Annotated in this window: 17 protein-coding genes; 7 read left to right on the top strand and 10 right to left on the bottom strand. The window is 71.1% G+C overall.

The genetic code is table 11. The features are described from left to right. Positions 1 to 79 precede the first annotated feature (79 nt). From JIX56_RS10695 to uppS, 3 genes are all read left to right on the top strand, one after another. Positions 80 to 1,594, top strand: a complete 1,515-nt coding sequence (locus JIX56_RS10695) for a 3' terminal RNA ribose 2'-O-methyltransferase Hen1 (RefSeq protein WP_257539576.1) — start codon at positions 80 to 82, stop codon at positions 1,592 to 1,594. Next, a complete protein-coding gene (locus JIX56_RS10690) occupies positions 1,591 to 4,167 on the top strand; it encodes a polynucleotide kinase-phosphatase (protein WP_257539574.1) in 2,577 nt (858 codons plus the stop codon). Before JIX56_RS10695 ends, JIX56_RS10690 begins: the two co-directional genes overlap by 4 nt. 239 nt (positions 4,168 to 4,406) lie before the next feature. Further along, positions 4,407 to 6,239: a polyprenyl diphosphate synthase gene (gene uppS, locus JIX56_RS10685; protein WP_257539559.1), complete on the top strand. Its 1,833-nt coding sequence runs from the start codon at positions 4,407 to 4,409 to the stop codon at positions 6,237 to 6,239. Positions 6,240 to 6,471: 232 nt separating this feature from the next. On the opposite strand, the gene JIX56_RS10680 is transcribed toward uppS, so the two are convergent. Both JIX56_RS10680 and JIX56_RS10675 read right to left on the bottom strand, forming a co-directional pair. Continuing rightward, positions 6,472 to 7,371 (bottom strand): hypothetical protein, encoded by a 900-nt coding sequence (locus JIX56_RS10680; RefSeq protein ID WP_257539557.1) that lies wholly within the window; start codon positions 7,369 to 7,371, stop codon positions 6,472 to 6,474. Next, a complete protein-coding gene (locus JIX56_RS10675; protein ID WP_257539555.1) occupies positions 7,368 to 8,495 on the bottom strand; it encodes an SPFH domain-containing protein in 1,128 nt (375 codons plus the stop codon). Before JIX56_RS10675 ends, JIX56_RS10680 begins: the two co-directional genes overlap by 4 nt. A gap of 152 nt (positions 8,496 to 8,647) precedes the next feature. Here JIX56_RS10675 and JIX56_RS10670 point away from each other — a divergent pair, with 152 nt between their 5' ends. Further along, complete coding sequence (locus tag JIX56_RS10670; protein WP_257539553.1) at positions 8,648 to 9,871, top strand: arginine deiminase; 1,224 nt, start codon at positions 8,648 to 8,650, stop codon at positions 9,869 to 9,871. 85 nt (positions 9,872 to 9,956) lie between these two features. Next, positions 9,957 to 10,967 (top strand): ornithine carbamoyltransferase, encoded by a 1,011-nt coding sequence (gene argF, locus JIX56_RS10665; protein WP_257539551.1) that lies wholly within the window; start codon positions 9,957 to 9,959, stop codon positions 10,965 to 10,967. A 12-nt stretch (positions 10,968 to 10,979) separates the two neighbouring features. Here the strand turns inward: argF and JIX56_RS10660 are convergent, their stop codons facing one another. Then, positions 10,980 to 11,444: an ATP-binding protein gene (locus JIX56_RS10660; protein ID WP_257539549.1), complete on the bottom strand. Its 465-nt coding sequence runs from the start codon at positions 11,442 to 11,444 to the stop codon at positions 10,980 to 10,982. Positions 11,445 to 11,734: 290 nt separating this feature from the next. Here JIX56_RS10660 and JIX56_RS10655 point away from each other — a divergent pair, with 290 nt between their 5' ends. After that, the gene (locus JIX56_RS10655) at positions 11,735 to 12,562 is read left to right on the top strand and encodes an enoyl-CoA hydratase family protein (protein ID WP_257539541.1); all 828 of its coding nucleotides are present in this window, start codon (positions 11,735 to 11,737) and stop codon (positions 12,560 to 12,562) included. Next, a complete protein-coding gene (locus JIX56_RS10650; protein WP_443031801.1) occupies positions 12,547 to 14,940 on the top strand; it encodes a bifunctional salicylyl-CoA 5-hydroxylase/oxidoreductase in 2,394 nt (797 codons plus the stop codon). The genes JIX56_RS10655 and JIX56_RS10650 overlap by 16 nt, the downstream gene beginning before the upstream one ends. A 270-nt stretch (positions 14,941 to 15,210) precedes the next feature. Here the strand turns inward: JIX56_RS10650 and JIX56_RS10645 are convergent, their stop codons facing one another. The 7 genes from JIX56_RS10645 to JIX56_RS10615 form a co-directional block, all read right to left on the bottom strand. Continuing rightward, positions 15,211 to 16,425 (bottom strand): sulfate adenylyltransferase subunit 1, encoded by a 1,215-nt coding sequence (locus JIX56_RS10645; protein WP_257539539.1) that lies wholly within the window; start codon positions 16,423 to 16,425, stop codon positions 15,211 to 15,213. A 2-nt stretch (positions 16,426 to 16,427) separates the two neighbouring features. Beyond that, positions 16,428 to 17,330 carry a sulfate adenylyltransferase subunit CysD gene (cysD, locus tag JIX56_RS10640; protein ID WP_257539537.1) on the bottom strand — a complete coding sequence of 301 codons (903 nt, stop codon included), beginning with the start codon at positions 17,328 to 17,330 and terminating at the stop codon, positions 16,428 to 16,430. After that, positions 17,327 to 17,887, bottom strand: coding sequence for an adenylyl-sulfate kinase (gene cysC, locus JIX56_RS10635; RefSeq protein ID WP_257539518.1), 561 nt, complete (start codon positions 17,885 to 17,887; stop codon positions 17,327 to 17,329). The genes cysD and cysC overlap by 4 nt, the downstream gene beginning before the upstream one ends. After that, positions 17,884 to 19,131: a glycosyltransferase family 4 protein gene (locus JIX56_RS10630; protein ID WP_257539501.1), complete on the bottom strand. Its 1,248-nt coding sequence runs from the start codon at positions 19,129 to 19,131 to the stop codon at positions 17,884 to 17,886. The genes cysC and JIX56_RS10630 overlap by 4 nt, the downstream gene beginning before the upstream one ends. Further along, positions 19,128 to 19,553, bottom strand: coding sequence for a hypothetical protein (locus tag JIX56_RS10625; RefSeq protein ID WP_257539499.1), 426 nt, complete (start codon positions 19,551 to 19,553; stop codon positions 19,128 to 19,130). Before JIX56_RS10625 ends, JIX56_RS10630 begins: the two co-directional genes overlap by 4 nt. Further along, the gene (locus tag JIX56_RS10620; protein WP_257539497.1) at positions 19,535 to 20,407 is read right to left on the bottom strand and encodes a sulfotransferase family protein; all 873 of its coding nucleotides are present in this window, start codon (positions 20,405 to 20,407) and stop codon (positions 19,535 to 19,537) included. The genes JIX56_RS10625 and JIX56_RS10620 overlap by 19 nt, the downstream gene beginning before the upstream one ends. Before the next feature lie 74 nt (positions 20,408 to 20,481). Beyond that, positions 20,482 to 21,330 carry a PaaX family transcriptional regulator gene (locus JIX56_RS10615; RefSeq protein ID WP_257539495.1) on the bottom strand — a complete coding sequence of 283 codons (849 nt, stop codon included), beginning with the start codon at positions 21,328 to 21,330 and terminating at the stop codon, positions 20,482 to 20,484. Positions 21,331 to 21,340 lie beyond the last annotated feature (10 nt).

The raw sequence follows: 21,340 nt of genomic DNA, 5'->3' as shown, positions 1-21,340 counted from the left end.
CAAATCCCCGAGTGCGCCCGCCCCCTTCCCTGTACGTTGGGGTCTCCGCAGCTCAGACACCCACTACGAGGCACCCACCGTGTTCCTGACGATCAGTACCACCGGTACCCCAGAGCGCCCCGCGACCGACCTCGGCTTCCTGCTGCACAAGCATCCCGACAAGACGCAGGCGTTCTCCACCTCCTACGGCAAGGCGCACGTCCTCTACCCGGAGGCGGACGCCGAGCGGTGCACGGCCGCGCTGTTGCTGGAGGTGGACGCGGTGGCGCTGGTCCGGCGCGGCAAGGGCAAGGGCCGTGGCGGCGCACCCGACGCGGCGCTCGCCCAGTACGTCAACGACCGCCCGTACGCGGCCTCCTCCCTCCTCGCCGTCGCGCTGAACGACGTCTTCTCCAGCGCCGTGCGCGGCCACTGCAAGGCCCGTCCCGAACTCCCGGAGCAGACCCGCCCGCTGCGCGTCGAGATACCGGCGCTGCCCGCGCGCGGCGGCCCGGACCTCGTCGTCAAGCTCTTCGAGCCGCTCGGCTGGACGGTCACGGCCGAGGCGGTGGCGCTGGACACCGCGTTCCCGGAGTGGGGCGCCTCCCGTTACGTACGGCTCGTCCTGGAGTCGGAGTCGCTGACCCTCGCCGAGGCGCTGCGCCACCTGTATGTGCTGCTGCCGGTCCTCGACGACGCCAAGCACTACTGGGTGTCGTCCGACGAGGTCGACAAGCTGCTGCGGGCGGGCGAGGGCTGGCTCCCGGACCACCCGGAGCACAAGCTGATCACCAGCCGTTACCTGTCCCGCCGCTGGTCGCTGACCCGGCAGGCCATGGAGCGGTTGGAACTCGTGCGGCTGGCCGAGGCCGACGACAGCGAGGTCGAGGAGATCGACAACGCGGTCGAGGAGGGCGAGGTCGAGGAGACCGTGGACGACGCGGTCGAGCAGGCGGTGGACGGCGAAACCGAGGAGAAGCCGACACCGCTCGTCGTGCGGCGCCGGGACGCGATCATCGCCGCGCTCAAGGAGTCGGGAGCGGCTCGCGTGCTCGATCTCGGCTGTGGCCAGGGCCAGTTGGTGCAGGCGTTGCTCAAGGACGTGCGCTTCACCGAGATCGTCGGCACCGACGTGTCGATGCGCGCCCTCACCATCGCCTCCCGACGACTCAAGCTCGACCGCATGGGCGAGCGCCAGGCCTCCCGCGTCCAGCTGTTCCAGAGCTCCCTCGCCTACACCGACAACCGGCTCAAGGGCTACGACGCCGCCGTGCTCTCCGAGGTGATCGAGCACGTCGACCTGCCCCGGCTGCCCGCCCTGGAGTACGCGGTGTTCGGCTCGGCCCGCCCCCGCACCGTCCTCGTGACGACCCCGAACGTCGAGTACAACGTCCGCTGGGAGACCCTCCCCGCCGGGCATGTCCGGCACGGCGACCACCGCTTCGAGTGGACCCGCGAGGAGTTCCGGACGTGGGCGGCCACCGTGGCCGAACGGCACGGCTACGAGGTCGAGTTCGTGCCGATCGGACCCGACGACCCGGAGGTGGGACCGCCCACCCAGATGGCCGTGTTCAAGCAGCGCGGCACCGACGAGAAGGAGGCGAAGGCGGCATGAGCGAGACCATCAAGGGGCGCACCCTGCCCGTCACCGACCTCTCCCTCGTGGTGCTGATCGGCGCCTCCGGCTCCGGCAAGTCCACCTTCGCCCGACGGCACTTCAAGCCCACCGAGATCATCTCCTCCGACTTCTGCCGAGGCCTGGTCTCCGACGACGAGAACGACCAGAGCGCCACGAAGGACGCCTTCGACGTCCTGCACTACATCGCGGGCAAGCGCCTCGCCGCCGGCCGCCGCACCGTCGTCGACGCGACCAGCGTGCAGCAGGAGTCCCGCAAGCAGCTCATCGAACTCGCCAGGCAGCACGACGTGCTGCCGATCGCCATCGTGCTCGACGTACCGGAGGAGGTGTGCGCCGAGCGCAACGCGGGCCGCACCGACCGCGCCGACATGCCGCGCCGTGTGATCCAGCGCCACACCCGCGAACTCCGCCGTTCCCTACGGCACTTGGAGCGCGAGGGCTTCCGCAAGGTGCACATCCTGCGGGGCGTCGAGGACGTCGAGAACGCCACGATCGTCACCGAGAAGCGCTTCAACGACCTGACCCACCTCACCGGCCCGTTCGACATCATCGGCGACATCCATGGCTGCGCGAGCGAACTGGAGTCCCTGCTCGGCAAGTTGGGCTACGTCGACGGCACGCACCCGGAGGGCCGTACGGCCGTCTTCGTCGGCGACCTCGTCGACCGGGGCCCCGACAGCCCGGGCGTGCTGCGCCGCGTGATGTCCATGGTCGGCTCGGGGGACGCCCTCTGCGTGCCCGGCAACCACGAGAACAAGTACGGCCGCTACCTCAAGGGCCGCAACGTCCAGCACACCCACGGACTCGCCGAGACCATCGAGCAGATGGAGGGCGAGAGCGAGGAGTTCAAGAAGCAGGTACGGGAGTTCATCGACGGCCTCGTCAGCCACTACGTCCTCGACGGCGGCCGGCTGGTCGTCTGCCACGCGGGTCTGCCGGAGAAGTACCACGGCCGGACCTCCGGCCGGGTGCGCAGCCACGCCCTGTACGGCGACACCACCGGCGAGACCGACGAGTTCGGCCTGCCGGTGCGCTACCCGTGGGCGGAGGACTACCGGGGCCGCGCGGCCGTGGTCTACGGTCACACCCCGGTTCCGCAGGCCACGTGGTTGAACAACACCATCTGCCTCGACACGGGCGCCGTCTTCGGCGGCAAGCTCACCGCGTTGCGCTGGCCGGAGCGCGAGCTGGTCGAGGTACCGGCGGAGCGGGTCTGGTACGAGCCGACGAAGCCGCTGGCCACCGAGGCGCCCGGCGGGCACGAGGGCCGGCCGCTGGACCTGGCGGACGTGCACGGCCGCCGGGTCGTCGAGACGCGGCACGCGGGCCGGGTGTCGGTCCGCGAGGAGAACGCGGCCGCCGCCCTGGAGGTCATGAGCCGCTTCGCGGTCGACCCGCGCCTGCTGCCGTACCTGCCGCCGACCATGGCCCCGACGGCCACCTCGCACATCGAGGGCTACCTGGAGCACCCGGCCGAGGCCTTCAAGCAGTACAAGGAGGACGGGGTCGCCCGAGTCGTGTGCGAGGAGAAGCACATGGGCTCCCGCGCGGTCGCCCTGGTCTGCCGTGACGCGGACGCGGCTCGCGAACGCTTCGGTGATGGGGGTACCTCCCGCTCGAGCGCAGCCGAGAGTGGGGGAGGCCCCACCGGCGCCCTCTACACCCGTACCGGCCGCCCGTTCTTCGACGACGAGGCCCGCACCGAGCTGGTCCTCCACCGGGTGCGCGAGGCCATGACGGCGGCCGGGCTGTGGGACGAACTGGACACCGACTGGGTGCTGCTCGACGCCGAGCTGATGCCCTGGTCGCTGAAGGCGTCCGGGCTGCTGCGCACCCAGTACGCGGCTGTCGGCGCCGCCTCCGGCGCGGTGTTCCCGGGTGCGCTGGCCGCCCTGGAGGGTGCGGCGGCACGCGGCGTCGACGTGGGCGAGCTGCTGGGCAAGCAGCGTGAGCGGGCCGCCGACGCGGCCGCGTTCACCGACGCCTACCGGCGCTACTGCTGGCCGACCGAGGGCCTGGACGGCGTCCGTCTCGCCCCCTTCCAGATCCTCGCCGTCCAGGGCCGCAGCCTCGCCGCGCTCCCGCACGACGAGCAGCTGGCCCTCATCGACCGGCTGGTCGAGTTCGACGTCAGCGGCCTGCTGCAGACGACCCGGCGGCTCTTCGTCGACACCGGCGACGAGGCCTCGGTGCGGGCCGGCGTCGACTGGTGGCTGGAGATGACCGGCCGGGGCGGCGAGGGCATGGTCGTCAAGCCCGTCGGGGCCGTCGTACGGAGCGAGGCGGGGCGGCTGGTCCAGCCGGGCATCAAGTGCCGGGGCCGGGAGTACCTGCGGATCATCTACGGCCCGGAGTACACCCGCCCCGAGAACCTCGCCCGGCTGCGCGGCCGGTTCCTCAACCACAAGCGGTCCCTCGCCCTCCGCGAGTACGCCCTGGGTCTGGAGGCCCTGGACCGGCTCGCCGAGGGGGAACCGCTGTGGCGGGTGCACGAGGCGGTGTTCGGAGTGCTGGCCCTGGAATCGGAGCCGGTCGACCCCCGTCTGTGACGGTCGTGGGAGCCTCCGTGACGGCCGGGAGGGCTCGTCCGTGACGGCCGGGACCCCGGCCTGCCGGGTGACAATGCGGCTGATAATGTCGCGGGCAGGCGTGGCCGTGCACTGCGTTCGAATGGTTCCAGCGGTTCCGGCAGTGCTCGGGGGACAGTGATCGCGGCCCATCGCGGGCGATCGCTGTCACCCGAGTCGGTCCCATCCATCGGTCCCATTCGAAGGTATGTGGGGTTCCCATGCGTCGCACCACAACGCGGTCCGTAACGCGGTCCGGGCGAGAGCGATCGGCACTCGACGCCGCATACGACGAGTGCCGCCGTCTGGTCCGCACGACCCGGCCCACCGAGCACGCCCTGATGCAGCTCATGCCCCCGGTGGCACGGCCCGCGTGCTGGGCCCTGTACGCCGCCTTCGCCTACGCCGACGACCTGCTCGACTCCGCCGAGGGCACTGAGCAGGAGCGTGCTCGCCGCCTTCAGGAGTGGCGGGCCGCGCTGGAGGCCGACCTGACGAGCGGCACCAGCGAGGACCCGATCCGGCTCGCGCTGACCGACGCGGTGTGGCAGTGGGGGCTCGACCTCGGCGATCTGCTGGGCGCCCTGGACGCGGTCCAGCGCGACGACGGCCGCGAGGGCGTGGCGACCTGGCAGGAGTGGCGGGAGCGGGCCCATGCCCAGAACATCAGCTGGCCCGAACAGCTCATGCGGATGCTGGTCCGCTGCGGACTGCCCGTCCCCGTGCGGCTGCGGGATCTGCCGGGCTTCACCCGCTTCGTGGACGGGCTGTTCCTCACCGACATGCTCCGCGACCTCCCCGAGGACCTCGACGGCGGACACATATGGCTCCCCGCCGAAGTCCTCGACCGCTTCCACGTCACCCCGGCCGAGCTGATCTCCCGCGAGTGGACGCCCGCCGTCCAGCAGCTGATCGCCCACCTCGCCGGCCAGGCCCGGGAATGGCTGGAGGGCTCCCGCCGCGCGCTGCGGAACACCCTCCCGCTGGGCCCCGCCATCGTCCTCGACACCGCCGTCGAACTGTTCACCGCCGAGCTGGACGCGCTCGTACGGGCCGGATCGGCCGTTCTGCACCGCCCGGTACGCGTTCCCCGGCACACCGAGTGGCGGATCCTCGGCCCGGCCCGAGCGCGGGCCGCCGTGGTGTGGCGGCTGACGCTGCCGCCCGACAGGGAGGCCGCCCCGGCGCGGACGGCGACCCCCGCGGACCGTACGGCCGCCGACGCGACCGAGGCGGCCCCGTTCACCGGCCCGGGGCGGCTGACCACCCGGATCGCCGAACCGCCCCTGCCGCCGCGCCCGCACCGCGACGGTGCCCGCCCGCCGGAGATATCCGCGGCCCAGCTGCCGCAGCACGTCGCGATCGTCATGGACGGCAACGGCCGCTGGGCCACCGGGCTCGGACTGCCCCGGGACGAAGGGCATCGCGCCGGAGCGGTCGCCCTCCGCGACGTCGTCCAGGGCGCCCTGGAGATCGGCCTCGCCCACCTGACCGTCTACGCCTTCTCCACCGAGAACTGGAAACGCTCGCCCGACGAGGTCTCCAAGCTCTTCGCGATCATGCGCGCCGAACTCCTCGACGGCGAACTCCTCGACCACGACGTACGGCTCCGCTGGGTGGGTTCCCCCGACGGCCTCCCGGACGACGTGGTGGAGGTCCTTCGCGCCCAGGAGCACGCCACCCGTCACCGCACCGGCCTCACCCTCAACGTCTGCGTCAACTACGGCGGCCGCGCCGAACTGGCCCAGGCGGGCGCGGCGTTGGCCCGCGCCGCACTCGCCGGCGAGGTCGACCCCGCCCGGGTCTCCGAGCAGCTCTTCGCCGCGCATCTGCCCCACCACGCCCTGCCCGACGTCGACCTCCTCTGGCGTACCAGCGGCGAGATCCGCACCTCCAACTTCCTCCCCTGGCACGCCCATTACGCCGAACTCCACTTCACCGACCAGCCCTGGCCCGACGTCGACCGCCGCGATCTGTGGGAGGCCGTCACCGCGTACACGCTCCGCAAGCGCCGTAAGGGGGCGGCGGTGGTGGCGCCGCCCCCTCACGCCTGAGAGCTCGGGGCTGCGGATTCGTGGGCGGGTGCGGGTCGTGTGTGGTTGCTCGCGCAGTTCCCCGCGCCCCTGAAAAGCAGGGGCTGCGCCCCGTGCTTTTCGTTTTTAGGGGCGCGGGGAACTGCGCGACCAGCCCCCACGCACCCGCAGCCAAAGAACGCACGCGACGGGGGTCGAAGGGGCGCAGCCCCTGGGGATGGGACGGGTAGGGGCGGCGGGGGCGACCCCCGCGTCAGCCCACCAACCGCAACCGAACCCCCGCCACCCCCACCCGCACCGTCTGCCCCCACGTCAACTCCAACGCATCCCCCTCCATCCCGTCCCCGAAGACGATGAGCCGGTCCGACTCGACGGTGAGCGACAGCCGACCACCCCCCGCGAGCGCCCCCGCCACCAGCGACGTCCCCGTCACCGGCGACGGCCAGGCCTCCCGCACGAACCACAGCAGCCGGTCCTCACTCGCCCCGGGCAACGCCAGCTCACTCGCCCGCTCCTGCCACACCGACCGGATCCACCCGCTCGCCCCGGTCCCGGTCCCCACGAGCACCCCGGACGAGGCCTGAGGCTCGACGACACCCCTGTCGCCGTCGAGCCCCAGGCGGTACCGGGCGGTCTGGTGCCCCGCCGCACCGAGGTAGATCTCGTTGAGCGCCACCAGCCGCTGCGTGTCATCGGCGACGGCTTCGACCATGGTCAACTCATCGGCTGAGGAGGCGCGTTGGAGGGAAGTGGCCAGCAACTTCCCCGCCTGGTCGGGCCGGTGGCGCACCAGCACCCCCGGATTGCGCCGGGGATCGGGGTTGATCCCCACCACCGGCTGCCCCGCGAGGTACTTGGCGACATTGGCCACCAGCCCGTCCTGCCCGACGACCACCACGACGTCCTCGGGGGCGAACAGGAACCGGTCCAAGTCACCCCGCTGGACCCGTGCCTGACGCCAGGTCAGCGGTACCGAGGACGTGACCTCGGCCAGCGCCCGGCGCTCCCGCCGGTGCCGCTCGGCCACGTCCTCGATGTCCCGCCCCCGGGACCGCAGGAAGAAGGCGGCCTGCCCGTGCGTACCGTGCCGGGCCACCAACTCCTCGTACTCGGTGGTGCGATGGACCAGCACCACCCGCGGCGCGAGACTCACGCGGAGTCCCCGTCCGAACCACCCGTCCCCGCCCCGACGCCGAGCTTCGCCAGCAGCCCCGTCAGCACGTCCGGCGACACCGTCACACTCTCGATCCGCGGCAGGTTCTCCGCGAGCCGCGTCCCGGTCAGCGCGTGCAGCGTCGCCGCGTCCACCTCGGCGTGCACCCGCAGCCACGCCGCCTGCGCCTCGGCCCGTGCCGCACCGACGGCCCGCGCGGCCGTGGCCTCCGCCTCGGCCAGCTTGACCTGCCGTGCCGCCTCGGCTTCGGTGAGCCTGACGCTGCGCGCCGCCTCCGCCTCCGCGAGCTTCACGGTCCGCTCGGCCTCCGCCCCGGTCAGCCGTACCGTCCGGGCCGCCTCCGAACCCGCCTTCACCGCGTCCGCGGCGGCCTTCTCCTCCGCCTCCCGCCGCGCGTTCGTGCCGCGCTGCTCGACCAACTGCTCCTCGCGCCGGGCGAGTTCGATCTGGCTGGCCAGCTCGTTCTCGGCGATGGCCCGCTCCCGCTCGACGGCCACGGCCCGGCGCTCGTACGTCGCCCGGTCCGCCTCCTGCTGGATCTGCTCCCGGGCCGGCGTACGCAGCGCCCGCTCCACCTCGGGCTCGGGCCGCAGCGCCACCACGCGTACGGCCACGATCTCGATGCCGGTGGCCGGCAGCCGGGGCTCGGCCGCCAGCCCGCCCGCCACCCGCTCGCGGACCGCCGCGACGCCGTCGACCAGGGCCGACGCCAGTGTCGTACGGGCCAGGACGTCCAGCGCGTGCTGCTGGGCCGTCTCGGTCAGCAGCGTCGACAACTGCTCCAGGGGAGCGCCGCGCCAGACCCCGGTGTCGGGGTCGATGGAGAAGTCCAGCCGGGCGGCGGCGATCGCCGGGTCGCTCACCCGGTACGTCACCGTGGCCTGCACCGCCACGTCCTGGAAGTCGGACGTACGGGCGTGGAAGGTCATCGCCAGCTCCCGGTCGTCCACCGGGACCTCGGAGAGCGCGGCGGTCAGCGACCGGTACCAGAAGCTCAGCCCCGGGCCGTCGTGCACGAGCCGCCCGGAGCGGTGGTGACGGATGTGCGCGGTGGGCGCACCGCGCAGATGCCGCCAGCCGAGCCGCCTGGTGATGTCGGCCATGGATGATCCCCCTCGTGACGGCTGATCGACACTTGTTAGTGTCACTTAGACGATAATGGCGCGGCCCACTTATCGTCAAGGGGACGAGATGGAAGGGTTCCGATTCGGTCGACCGGCGGGTGAACACGCGCCCGAATGGTCAGGATGAGGACATGGGATTCCATGTCGACTCCGAGGCCGGGCGCCTGCGCCGCGTCATCCTGCACCGGCCGGATCTTGAGCTCAAAAGGCTCACCCCCAGCAACAAGACCACGCTGCTCTTCGACGACGTGCTGTGGGTGCGCCGGGCGCGCGCCGAGCACGACGGGTTCGCCGATGTGCTGCGCGACCGAGGGGTCACCGTCCACCTCTTCGGCGACCTCCTCACCGACGTCATGCGGATTCCGCGCGCCCGGGAGCTCGTCCTCGACCGGGTCTTCGACGAGAAGGAGTACGGCCCGCTCGCCACGGACCACCTCAGAGCCGCCTTCGAGTCCCTGCCCCTGACCGAACTGGTCGAGGCGCTGATCGGCGGCATGACCAAGCGTGAGTTCCTCGACGCCCACATGGAGCCGGCCTCCGTGCGCTTCCACGTCATGGAACTCGACGACTTTCTCCTCGATCCCCTCCCCAACCACCTCTTCACCCGCGACACCTCCGCCTGGATCTACGACGGGGTCTCCATCAACGCCATGCGCTGGCCCGCCCGCCAGCGCGAAACCGTCCACTTCGAGGCGATCTACCGGCACCACCCCCTCTTCCGTGACGAGACGTTCCACATCTGGTCGGAGGGCCAGGCCGACTACCCGTCCACCATCGAGGGCGGCGACGTCCTCGTCATCGGCAACGGCGCCGTCCTCATCGGCATGAGCGAACGCACCACCCCGCAGGCCGTCGAGATGCTCGCCCACAAGCTCTTCGCGGCCGGCTCCGCGGAGACCATCGTGGCTCTCGACATGCCGAAGCGCCGGGCCTTCATGCATCTCGACACCGTCATGACGATGGTCGACGGCGACACCTTCACCCAGTACGCCGGACTCGGCATGCTCCGCTCGTACACCATCGAACCCGGCGTCGGAGAGAAGGAGCTCAAGGTCACCGACCACCCGCCGGAGCACATGCACCGCGCGATCGCCGCCGCACTCGGTCTGAACGAGATCCGGGTGCTGACCGCCACCCAGGACGTCCATGCCGCCGAACGCGAGCAGTGGGACGACGGCTGCAACGTCCTCGCCGTCGAACCGGGCGTCGTCGTCGCCTACGAGCGCAACGCCACCACCAACACGCATCTGCGCAAGCAGGGCATCGAGGTGATCGAGATCCCGGGGAGCGAGCTGGGGCGGGGGAGGGGCGGGCCGCGCTGTATGAGCTGTCCGGTGGAGAGATCGGCCGTATAGAAATGTGGAACGTCGTATAGACTTCCACCTTCCTTATGCTGTCCCTGTCCCAGTCACCCTCCCCGTCACACCCAGGAGCGCCCCCATGGCGACTGTTCCCCACGCCCTCGCCGGGCGCCACTTCCTCAAGGAGCTGGACTTCACCGCGGAGGAGTTCCGCGGGCTGATCGCGCTGGCCGTGGAGCTGAAGGCGGCGAAGAAGGCCGGGACGGAGACCCAGCACCTGCGGGGCAGGAACATCGCGCTCATCTTCGAGAAGACCTCGACGCGCACCCGCTGCGCGTTCGAGGTCGCCGCGGCCGACCAGGGCGCCCGGACGACGTACCTCGACCCGTCCGGCTCGCAGATGGGCCACAAGGAGTCGGTACGGGACACCGCGCGGGTGCTCGGCCGGATGTTCGACGCGATCGAGTACCGCGGGGACAGCCAGGCGAACGTCGAGGAGCTCGCCGCGTACGCCGGAGTGCCGGTCTACAACGGTCTCACCGACGACTGGCACCCCACCCAGATGCTCGCCGACGTGATGACCATGACCGAGCACAGCGACAAGCCGCTCGACGAGATGGTCTTCGCGTACCTCGGCGACGCCCGCTTCAACATGGGCAACTCCTACCTCGTCACCGGCGCCCTGCTCGGCATGGACGTCCGGATCGTCGCCCCGCAGGCCTACTGGCCGGCCGAGGAGATCGTCACCCACGCGCGCAAGCTCGCGGAGATCAGCGGGGCGCGGATCACGCTCACCGAGGATGTCCCCGAGGGCGTGGCGGGGGCCGATTTCGTGGCGACCGATGTCTGGGTCTCGATGGGGGAGCCGAAGGAGGTCTGGGACGAGCGCATCGGGGCGCTGGCGCCGTACGCCGTGACCATGGACGTGCTGCGTGCCACCGGCAACGCGGACGTCAGGTTCCTGCACTGTCTGCCGGCCTTCCACGACCTCGGGACGAAGGTCGGGCGCGAGATCCATGAGCGGCACGGTCTGGATTCGCTGGAGGTCACGGACGAGGTGTTCGAGTCCGCGCACTCCGTCGTCTTCGACGAGGCGGAGAACCGGCTGCACACGATCAAGGCGGTTCTCGTGGCGACGCTGGGGCGCTGAAAGACCGAAGGCCTATGCGGGGCGGCGCTGTGACGGCACCGTCGGCAGCCGGAACCACACCGCCTTGCCGGAGCCCGTGGGGCGGTGGCCGCAGGCGGAGCTGAGGGCGCGGATGAGGAGCAGGCCGCGGCCGTGCTCCTGCCAGGGGTCGGGCTCGATGTGGCCCGGCGTGGTGAGATCGCCCGGGGGTGCCGGGTCCGGGTCGTGGACCTCCACCTTGCAGCCGGACGGCAGCAGCTCGACGACCAGCTCTATGGGCCCGTCCCCGGTCGCGTGCTCGACCGCGTTCGCGACCAGCTCCGCCGTGAGCAGCTCCGCCGTGTCGCGGTCCGTCCCGTGCTCCAGCGCGGTCAGCGCCGTACGGACCAACGCGCGGGCCACGGGCACGGCCGCGGCGGTGTGCGGCAGCGCGATGCGCCAGGAGGCGGGGGCGGGAGGTTCTTGCAAGGCGGTGGATCCGTTCATGGAGCAGGTCATGGGTCGTCCTGCTTTCAGCGTGACGAATGGTACGGCGCGGACCGGCAGGGCCGCTCGGCGGGCGCCGTACGGGACCGTCGGGCCCCGTTGCCAGGCGGTCTACCCACGCCAACGTTCCGCCGCGCACGACCGAGCCCGTCGTTACCGGCCTGTCGAACGTCCGTGACCGAGTCACGGACGCCACCGACGGCCTATCGCGCACTCGTGACGACGGTCAGATATCGGTGATAGCTTCGTGAGGTAGGGAAGTAGCCGCAGCGTCGAGGTAGCCCCCGAGGAGGCCGCCCGTCATGAGTCCCTTCACCGGCTCCGCCGCCCGCACCGCCGACTGGCGGCATCTGAGGTGCGTGATCACCGACGGTGTCGCCACCGTCACCCTCGCCCGCCCCGAGAAGCTCAACGCCCTCACCTTCGGCGCCTACGCCGACCTGCGCGATCTGCTCGCCGAGCTCTCCCGGGAGAAGTCCGTACGGGCCCTGGTGCTGGCCGGCGACGGCCGAGGGTTCTGCTCCGGCGGCGACGTGGACGAGATCATCGGCGCCACCCTCGCCATGGACACCGCCCAACTGCTCGACTTCAACCGGATGACCGGGCAGGTCGTACGGGCCGTACGCGAGTGCCCGTTCCCGGTGATCGCCGCCGTGCACGGCGTGGCGGCGGGTGCCGGCGCGGTCCTGGCCCTGGCCGCCGACTTCCGCGTCGCCGACCCCACCACCCGCTTCGCCTTCCTCTTCACCCGCGTGGGCCTCTCCGGCGGCGACATGGGCGCCGCGTACCTGCTGCCCCGCGTGGTCGGCCTGGGCCACGCCACCCGCCTCCTCATGCTCGGCGAACCCGTCCGCGCCCCCGAGGCCGAACGCATCGGCCTCATCAGCCAGCTCACCGACGAGGGCAGCGCCGACGAGGCCGCACAGACCCTGGCCCACCGCCTGGCGGAGGGCCCGGCCCTGGCATACGCCCAGACGAAGGCGCTCCTGACCGCAGAACTGGACATGCCCCTGTCGGCGGCCGTGGAACTGGACGCGGCCACCCAGGCCCTCCTCATGAACGGCGAGGACTACGCGGAATTCCACGCCGCGTTCACAGAAAAACGCCCCCCGAAATGGCAGGGCCGCTGATGCCGCCCTCGCCTGTCATACCGACCTCAGGGGCAGCGGAGTCAGGGGCGCGGGGAACTGCGCGACCAGCCACGACGACCCCGCAGCCGCCCACGAGGACCAGCCACCCCCACCGCATCGCGATCATCGGCGGCGGTCCCGGTGGCCTGTACTCCGCCGCCCTCCTCAAACGCCTCGATCCGACCCGCGAGATAACCCTCTGGGAACGCAACGCCCCAGAAGACACCTTCGGCTTCGGAGTAGTCCTCTCCGACGAAACCCTGGGCGGCATAGAACACGCCGACCCGGTCGTCTACGAGGCCCTGCAAGCGCACTTCACCCGCTGGGACGCCATCGACATCGTCCACCGAAACACCCGCCACACTGCCGGAGGCCACGGCTTCGCCGCCCTGGGCCGCCGCAGACTCCTCCAGATCCTCCACGACCGCTGCCACGCCCTCGGCGTCGAACTCCGCTTCCGCACGGAGGCCCCGTACCCGGCCTGGCTCCGCGAGACATACGACCTGGTCATAGCGGCGGACGGCGTGCACAGCGCGACGCGCGAGGCATACGCCGAGGTCTTCCGCCCGGCCGTCGAGGAACACCGCTGCCGCTACATCTGGCTCGCCGCCGACTTCGCCTTCGAGGCGTTCCGCTTCGAGATCGCCGAGACCGAACACGGCGTGATGCAGCTGCACGGCTACCCGTACTCGCAGGACGCGTCCACCGTCATCGTGGAGATGCGCGAGGAGGTGTGGCGGGCAGCGGGGTTCGGGGAGCTGGACGCCTCCGCGTCCATCGAGCGGTGCGCGAAACTCTTCGCGGACGCGCTCGGCGGACGCCCCCTGCGCTCCAACAACTCCACCTGGACCACCTTCCGCACGGTCGTCAACGAGCGCTGGTCGCACGGCAATCTGGTGCTGCTCGGCGACGCCGCGCACACCGCGCACTTCTCCATCGGCTCCGGTACGAAGCTGGCCGTCGAGGACGCGCTGGCGCTGGCCGCCTGTCTGGAGGAACAGCCCGACCTGGAAGGGGCGTTGACGGCGTACGAGGAGGAGCGGCGCCCGGTCGTCGCCTCCACGCAGCGTGCGGCACGGGCCAGCCTCGAGTGGTTCGAGAACATCGGGCTCCATCTCGGCCAGCCCGCCCGGCAGTTCGCCTTCAACCTTCTCACCCGCAGCCGCCGCGTCACCCACGACAACCTCCGCCTCCGCGACGCGCACTTCACCGACGCGGTGGAGCGCGAGTTCGGCTGCCCGCCCGGCACGCCTCCCATGTTCACCCCGTTCCGGCTGCGCGGCCTGACCCTGCGCAACCGTGTCGTCGTCTCCCCCATGGACATGTACTCGGCGGCCGACGGCGTCCCCGGCGACTTCCACCTCGTCCACCTGGGTGCCCGCGCCCTCGGCGGCGCCGGGCTCGTGATGACCGAGATGGTGTGCGTGAGCCCCGAGGGGCGGATCACCCCGGGCTGCGCCGGGCTCTGGAACTCCCGGCAGGCCGAGGCGTGGCGCCGCACGGTGACGTTCGTGCACGAGCAGGCGCCGGGCACGGCCATCGGCGTCCAGCTGGGCCACTCCGGCCGCAAGGGCTCGACGAAGCTGATGTGGGAGGGCATGGACGAGCCCCTGGACGCGGACAACTGGCCCCTGACGGCGGCCTCCCCGATCCCGTACAAGCCGGGCAGTCAGACCCCTCGCGAGCTCTCCCGTGCCCAACTCACCGACATCCGGGAGCAGTTCGCCTCCGCCGCCGGCCGTGCCGCCCGCAGCGGATTCGATCTCCTCGAACTCCACTGCGCCCACGGCTACTTGCTGTCCGGCTTCCTCTCACCGCTGACCAACCGCCGCACCGACCGCTATGGGGGTTCACTGGACCGCCGGCTGCGCTTCCCCCTGGAGGTCTTCGACGCCGTACGGTCGGTGTGGCCTCAGGAGCGGCCCATGACCGTCCGTATCTCCGCGACCGACTGGGCTGACGGGGGCACCACCGCCGACGACGCCGTCGAGATCGCCCGCGCCTTCGCCGCGCACGGCGCCGACGCGATCGACGTCTCGACCGGGCAGGTCGTCGCCGACGAGCACCCCGAGTACGGGCGCTCGTACCAGACCCCGTTCGCGGACCGCGTCCGGCACGAGGTGGGGGTGCCGGTGATCGCCGTCGGCGCCATCTCCTCCTGGGACGACGTCAACTCCCTGATCCTGGCAGGCCGCGCCGACCTCTGCGCCCTGGGCCGCCCCCATCTGTACGACCCCCACTGGACCCTCCACGCGGCCGCCGAACAGTCCTACACGGGCCCGGCCGTCACCTGGCCCGCCCCCTACCGAGCAGGCAGCCGCCGCCCCAACACGGGCCGAACGGACGCCCCGAAGCCCCGCTTGAAGCTGGGGAGTTGAGGCGTCCCCCAACTGCGGGCGATCGTGCCGCTGGGGCGATGGGGGCACCTCCCGCTCGAGCGAAGCCGAGAGTGGGGGAGGGCGGGCGCGGCGGCACCCTGTCAGCGCCGGCAAGCGCCCCCGAGCCCCGCCCGGCAGTAGCCCGGGGGTGCCCTGAACCTCTGGGGCGGCTTCGCTCACCGGCGCTTGCCGGGTGCCGCTGTGCCCACCCGTGCCGCCCCTAGCGGCACGCCTGCCCACAGCTATGACGGCGAGCGTGGTGCGCGGACGTTATGACAGGTCCGTCATCCCCGCCGTCAGCGTCGCCCCGTCCGCCGGGTCGACCAGGATGAACGACCCCGTCCGTCGTACGGCCGCATAGTCGTCCAGGGCCAACGGCTCGGCCGTGCGCAGCACCACGCGGCCCAGGTCGTTCGTGGTCAGTTCGGGGAAGCCGCCGAGGTCCTTGACGATGGCCTTGACGGTGCGGGTCGTGTGCCGGAGCAGTACGCGGTCGCCCACGCGCAGCGGCCGCTCCGCCAGATGGCAGACGGCCGCGCGGACGTCCTGCGTCAGCGTCGGCGCGTCCGCCCCGGCCGCGGTGATCATGTCCCCACGGGAGACGTCCCGCTGGTCCGCCAGCCGCACGCTGATCGACTGCGGCGCGTACGCGACCTCCGCCGGCTCACCCAGGACGTCGATCTCCGTGATCTCGGAGGTCTCGCCCGACGGGTGGACGGTCACCCGGTCACCCACCCGCAGCGCCCCCGACACCAACTGACCGGCGTAGTACCGGACTTCGTCGTGCCGGATCACGTACTGCACGGGGAAGCGGGCCGGAGCGTCCGCCGTCTCCACCCCCACCGGCACGCTCTCCAGGAACTCCAGAAGCGCCGGACCGTCGTACCACTCCATCCGCCCGGACCGGTCGACGACGTTGTCACCGACCAGCGCCGAGACCGGGATCGAGGTGAAGCCGGGCAGCCCCAGCTCGTCCGCGTGCCGCGCGAAGTCCTCGACGATCCGGCGGAACTCCTTCTCCTCGTACCCGACGAGGTCCATCTTGTTGACGGCGAGGACCACGTGCGGGACGCGCAGCAGCGCCGCGACGGCCGCGTGCCGGAGCGTCTGCTCCACGACCCCGTTGCGCGCGTCGACCAGGACGATCGCCAGCTCGGCGGTGGAGGCACCCGTCACCATGTTGCGGGTGTACTGCACATGGCCGGGGGTGTCGGCGAGGATGAACCGGCGCTTGGCCGTGGCGAAGTAGCGGTACGCCACGTCGATGGTGATGCCCTGCTCCCGTTCGGCCCGCAGACCGTCGGTGAGCAGCGCGAGATCCGGGGCTTCCTGGCCACGGCCGGCCGAGACCCGCGCCACCGCCTCCAACTGGTCGGTGAGGACCGACTTGGAGTCGTGCAGCAGCCGCCCGACGAGCGTGGACTTGCCGTCGTCGACCGAACCGGCCGTCGCGAAGCGAAGGGTGTCGATGGTCATCGTGCTCATGCTTAGAAGTACCCCTCGCGCTTACGGTCTTCCATCGCGGCCTCGGACATCTTGTCGTCGGCGCGCGTCGCGCCCCGCTCGGTGAGCCGGGAGGCGGCGATCTCGGTGATCACGGCGTCCAGCGTGGTCGCGTCGGAGTCCACCGCCCCCGTGCAGGACATGTCACCGACCGTCCGGTACCGCACCTGCCGCTTCTCGACGGTCTCACCGTCCTTGGGCCCGCCCCACTCGCCCGCGGTCAGCCACATCCCGCCCCGCATGAACACCTCGCGATGGTGGGCGAAGTAGATCTCCGGCAGTTCGATGCCCTCGCGGGCGATGTACTGCCAGACGTCCAGCTCGGTCCAGTTGGAGAGCGGGAACACACGGACGTGCTCGCCGGGCGCGTGGCGGCCGTTGTACAGGTTCCACAGCTCGGGCCGCTGGCGGCGCGGGTCCCACTGCGAGAACTCGTCGCGCAGGGAGAACACCCGCTCCTTGGCGCGCGCCTTCTCCTCGTCCCGGCGGCCACCACCGAAGACGGCGTCGAAGCGCTCGCTCTGGATCCTCTCCGTCAACGGCACGGTCTGGAGGGGGTTCCGGGTCCCGTCGGGGCGTTCCCGCAGCACACCCCGGTCGATGTAGTCCTGCACGGAGGCGACATGCAGTCGCAGGCCGTGCCGGGCCACCGTGCGGTCGCGGTACTCCAGTACCTCCGGGAAGTTGTGCCCGGTGTCGACGTGCAGCAGCGTGAAGGGGACCAGGGCGGGGGCGAAGGCCTTCAGCGCCAGGTGCAGCATGACGATGGAGTCCTTGCCGCCGGAGAAGAGGATCACCGGCCGCTCGAACTCGCCCGCGACCTCGCGGAAGATGTGGACGGCCTCGGACTCCAGCGCGTCCAGGTGGGACAGGGTGTGGACGCTCATACGAGGCCTCGCTCCGCCAGCAGCGCGTACACGCACGCGGCCGATTCGTCGGGCGTCTGGTCCTGCGTCGGGAGCACGAGCGCGGGGTCGGCCGGCGGCTCGTACGGATCGTCGACCCCGGTCAGGCCCTTGAGCTGGCCGGCGGCCTGACGGGCGTACAGGCCCTTCACGTCACGCTCGCTGCACACCTCGACGGGGGTGGCGACATGCACCTCGACGTACGGGGTGCCGCTCACGTCGTGGCGCTTGCGGACGGCCTCGCGGCTGTCGGCGTACGGCGCGATGACGGGGACGACGGCCAGCACGCCGTTGCGGGCGAGGACCTCGGCGACCAGGCCGATGCGCTGGACGTTGGTGTTGCGGTCCTCGCGGGAGAAGCCGAGGCCGGCGGAGAGGAAGCGGCGGATCTCGTCACCGTCGAGGACCTCCACACGGTGCCCCTCGGACCGCAGCCGGCCGGCGAGGACGCGGGCGATCGTGGTCTTGCCCGCGCTCGGCAGTCCGGTGAGCCAGACCGTGGCTCCCTGGGCTTTGGACGCCCTGGACGAGGTGGTCATGCGTGTGTTCCTTTCGCGGCGCCGGCGGCGGCGGTGCCGTGCCGTTGCTCGTGGAGGGAGATGAAGAGGGATTCCCAGCGGTGATGGACGGCGTCCGGGCCGTACGAGGCGGCCGTGAGGACCGCGGCCACACCCATGTCGGCGCGCAGCACCTCGTCGGCCATCAGCCTGCCCATGGCGTCGGCGAGCGCGTCGGGGTCCTCGGGCGCGACGAGCAGCCCGTCCACGCCGTGCGTCAGCACGTCGGCGGGGCCGGTCGGGCAGTCGAAGCTCACCACGGGGAGGGCGTGGCTCATCGCCTCGATCATCACCATCGGCAGTCCTTCGAAGCGTGAGCTGAGCACGTAGAAGGAGGCCTTGGCGAGTTCGTCGTCCAAGCGGTCGGTGTGTCCCATGAGGAAGACGTGATTGTAGAGATGGTGTTCATCTATGAGGTTGCGAAGTTCTGACTTCTTCTCGCCGCTGCCGTAAATTCTCAGCTGCCAGTCGGGGTACGTCTCGACGAGCTTCGCCCAGGCCGGGATCAGCATGTCGAAGCCCTTCTGCGGGAAGAGCCGGCCGGCCGCCACCGCGATCTTCGACGCGGGGGTGGCGGGGACCTGGTCGAGGGAGTGCACGGCGTTGGGGATACGGATGACCCGGGTGCCGGGGAGGAGTTCGGCGTACTCCTCGCGGTCGCGCTCGGTGAGCACGGCGACCGTGGCGAAGCGCGGATACGTCTCCTGGATGCGCTGCTGCACGTCCCGCTTGTGGGTGCCGAGGTTCATGTGCTCCTGGGCGACCCGGACGACACCGCTGGTGGCGTGCTCGGCGGAGAGGAAGTTCAGCGCGGGCCGGGTGGTCACCAGGATGCCGTCGGTCAACGACCGCAGGTACGTGATGAGCCGGTCCTCGACGTACCGGTTGAAGTAGCGGTAGCCGAACTCGCCCTTCGGGATGTGCCGGGCGGGTGCCTCCAGCAGGTCGCCGCGCTTGCGGTCGCGCCAGCGGGCGACCAGGCCGGACGGCGGGGTGTAGGCGTCCTCGCGCAGATCGACGACCGTGGAGACCTTCACCCGGGGGTCGAGCGGGAACTGGAGGTCGTCGCGGCGGCGCACCGCGCTGACGATCTCCACGTTCCATCCCGCGGCGACGAGGGAGTTGGCCTGGTTCATCACCGTGCGGATGGTGCCGCCCCGGCCGTACGCGTGCAGCAGCAGATAGCGGACGCGGGGACGCTGGGGGAGTGGACGACGGTCGGTCATGCGGGGCCTCCCGTGCGGCACTCCAGAGACAGGTTGTCCTTGATCGTGTAATAGGGGCGCACGCCGAGGTCCTCGATGCGCTGCTCCGGATACACGAAGATCTTCTTCTTGCCGTGCACGTCGTCGAGGTGCTTCCCGGCGCGCAGTTCGACCTGACCGTCGGTGAGGTGGATGTCCCACTCCTCGACGGGCGCGTAGTCGGCGGCGGCGAGGTCGCCGAGGGGCAGTTCGCTCTCGAAGCGGTCGCCCTTGACGTCGGCGGTATAGCGCAGCCGGCGGTCGGCGTGGGCGCGGCGGGTGAGGACCAGCTGCCAGGTCCCGTCCGCCGGGACCCCGTGGATACGTCCTACGAGTCTTATGTGCCCGTCGCGCGGCCAGACCTCGGCTATCTCGGCGTGCGCCTTCACTTGCTGTAGCCCCACGCCTCACACATCGGCCGGAGGATCTCCGGGATGTCGTCCTCGGTGGGGAGCGCGCGCCCGGCCTGCACCTGGCCGGTCTTGATCTTGTCGCGCCAGTCGCCGAGGCCCTTCACGACCTGGGCGTCGTCCTTCCTGCCGTAGTCGAGCATGGCCGGCTCGAAGTCGAGGTCGAGGAACAGGCAGAGCCGCCGCATCTCCTTCTCGGGGTCGGCGGTGATGTCCTCGTAGCGCACTGTGTGGCCCGTGAGTCCCTTGCGGGCCCGGTCGACGGCCTTCATATAGCGCAGCGCGTCGGCGGCGGCCTCGTCGTAGGTGCGCTTGTCGGGGTCGCCCTCGTGCCACGACTGGGCGATGGAGACCGGGTGGCGCAGCAGGAAGACGAAGCGGGCGTCGGGCCAGCAGTCCCGGATGCGCTCGTACACGAAGGCGTTGCTCGGGGTCTTCTCGACGACGAAGTCCTTGCCCGATCTGACCAGTTCGCGGTGCATGACCCGGTCCCACAGCAGATGCTCCAGGTCGCCGCGCTCCAGGTCGAGGGCGCTCATCGCCTTCTGCGACAGCTTGCTGCCGTAGCCGACCTCCAGTCGGCGTATGTGCAGCTCGTGCGGGGAGTGCAGCCGTGAGTGCGCGTTCATCAGCATCCGCAGCAGCGTGGAGCCGGAGCGCACGGGAGACATGATGAAGATGGGCTGCCTCAGCAACCGGTCCGTGGCGAGGTCCTCGGGATCCGGACATCGGTACACCGCCGTGGGCTTCTTCGCGGCCGGTTTCGGCGCGGGGGTCGGAACGGCCTTCTGTACGTGCAAGCCGGTGGTGGCGGTGAGTGCACGGTTCAGGTTGCGCATGAGGCTCATGCGTCAGGATGGTAAGTAAGGATTCTGAGAAGATTGAAGGAGAACCCTGAGCGTTCCCTAAGTGAACAGAATTGTTATAGATCTTTAAGTTTGCTTGAGGTTCCCTGCAAGTCCACTCCCGCGAACCCCGCTCCCGCATCCCGTAGCCGCGCGTGCAGCGCCCGGAACACGGCCGCCGAGCGCACCCCCGGCCAGTCGGCGGGCAGCAGCGCGGCGGGCAACCCGGGGTCGGCGTACGGCAGGTGGCGCCAGGAGTCCAGGGCCATCAGATAGTCGCGGTACGCCTCCTCCGGCGGGGTGTCGGCGCGGTGCTCCCAGCTGTGCAGCACGGGCGCGTGCCGGTCGAGGAAGGCCTCGTGCTGTTTGGCGATCCCGGCCAGGTCCCACCAGCGGGCCACCGCCTCGGCGGTCGCCGCGAACCCCAGGTGCTCGCCCCGGAACAGGTCCACGTACGGGTCGAGCCGCAGCCGGGTCAGGGTGTGCCGGGTCTCCTCGTACAGCCGGGCCGGCGCGATCCACACCCCCGGGGCGGCCGTGCCGAAGCCGAGTCCGGCCAGCCGGGAGCGCAGCACATGCCGCTTCTGCCGCTCCGACTCCGGCACGGAGAACACGGCCAGCACCCAGCCCTCGTCCTGCTCGGGTGTCGTCGCGTAGATCCGCCGGTCGCCGTCCTCGAGCAACTGCCGCGCGTCCTCCGACAGCGCGTACCCCGCCGCTCCCGCCGCCGTGCGGGCCGGCAGCAGCAGTCCCCGCCGCTTCAGCCGGGACACCGAGGAGCGGACGGAGGGCGCGTCGACACCGACCGCGGCGAGCAGCCGGATCAGCTCGGAGACGGGTACGGGACCCGGCACCGAACGGCCGTACGCGCCGTAGAAGGTGACGATGAGCGAACGTGGTGCGTGCTGTTCGGACACGTTGATCATTTTAGGTCTT

Origin of the sequence: Streptomyces sp. CA-210063, assembly GCF_024612015.1 — a bacterium.
Classification (GTDB): domain Bacteria; phylum Actinomycetota; class Actinomycetes; order Streptomycetales; family Streptomycetaceae; genus Streptomyces.
This window is presented reverse-complemented; position numbering and strand designations above follow the sequence as displayed.

Excerpts from the sequence above, each read along its gene's own strand:
- argF (WP_257539551.1), top strand. The coding sequence starts at position 9,957 with ATGGCGACTGTTCCCCACGCCCTCGCCGGGCGCCACTTCCTCAAGGAG.
- cysD (WP_257539537.1), bottom strand. The coding sequence starts at position 17,330 with ATGAGCGTCCACACCCTGTCCCACCTGGACGCGCTGGAGTCCGAGGCC.
- JIX56_RS10690 (WP_257539574.1), top strand. The coding sequence starts at position 1,591 with ATGAGCGAGACCATCAAGGGGCGCACCCTGCCCGTCACCGACCTCTCC.
- JIX56_RS10650 (WP_443031801.1), top strand. The coding sequence starts at position 12,547 with ATGGCAGGGCCGCTGATGCCGCCCTCGCCTGTCATACCGACCTCAGGG.
- uppS (WP_257539559.1), top strand. The coding sequence starts at position 4,407 with ATGCGTCGCACCACAACGCGGTCCGTAACGCGGTCCGGGCGAGAGCGA.
- JIX56_RS10655 (WP_257539541.1), top strand. The coding sequence starts at position 11,735 with ATGAGTCCCTTCACCGGCTCCGCCGCCCGCACCGCCGACTGGCGGCAT.
- JIX56_RS10660 (WP_257539549.1), bottom strand. The coding sequence starts at position 11,444 with ATGACCTGCTCCATGAACGGATCCACCGCCTTGCAAGAACCTCCCGCC.
- JIX56_RS10630 (WP_257539501.1), bottom strand. The coding sequence starts at position 19,131 with ATGACCGACCGTCGTCCACTCCCCCAGCGTCCCCGCGTCCGCTATCTG.
- JIX56_RS10620 (WP_257539497.1), bottom strand. The coding sequence starts at position 20,407 with ATGAGCCTCATGCGCAACCTGAACCGTGCACTCACCGCCACCACCGGC.
- JIX56_RS10645 (WP_257539539.1), bottom strand. The coding sequence starts at position 16,425 with ATGAGCACGATGACCATCGACACCCTTCGCTTCGCGACGGCCGGTTCG.
- JIX56_RS10670 (WP_257539553.1), top strand. The coding sequence starts at position 8,648 with ATGGGATTCCATGTCGACTCCGAGGCCGGGCGCCTGCGCCGCGTCATC.
- JIX56_RS10675 (WP_257539555.1), bottom strand. The coding sequence starts at position 8,495 with ATGGCCGACATCACCAGGCGGCTCGGCTGGCGGCATCTGCGCGGTGCG.
- JIX56_RS10615 (WP_257539495.1), bottom strand. The coding sequence starts at position 21,330 with ATGATCAACGTGTCCGAACAGCACGCACCACGTTCGCTCATCGTCACC.
- cysC (WP_257539518.1), bottom strand. The coding sequence starts at position 17,887 with ATGACCACCTCGTCCAGGGCGTCCAAAGCCCAGGGAGCCACGGTCTGG.